This is a genomic window from Monashia sp. HAY1-5C, assembly GCF_056755255.1.
In genome coordinates this window covers 1-261 of sequence record NZ_JBPGXG010000447.1, presented here as the reverse complement: position 1 = coordinate 261, position 261 = coordinate 1, and the positions used below count along the sequence as shown (strand labels likewise).

The window sequence follows — 261 nt, the reverse complement described above, 5'->3', positions numbered from 1 at the left end:
CACCTCGACAGTTCGCTACGTTCGGCAGAAGACCTGATCAGCGACCTGCTGGATATTTCCCGTCTGGAAAACGGCAAGATCAACCCCGACCGCAAGCCGTTCGCGCTCAATGAGCTGTTCGATACGCTCGGCGCCGAATTCAAGGCGCTGGCCCAGGAACAAGGTCTGACCTTCCGTGTGCGCGGCAGCCAGTTGCGCATCGACAGCGACATCAAGCTGCTGCGCCGAATTTTGCAGAACTTCCTCACCAACGCTTTCCGC

General features: G+C 58.6%; 1 protein-coding gene. It reads left to right on the top strand.

Going from position 1 to position 261, the window contains the following annotated elements:
- The coding region (locus ACR9ZK_RS22390; RefSeq protein WP_481344131.1) for a sensor histidine kinase at positions 1–261 on the top strand (261 nt) is incomplete at both ends.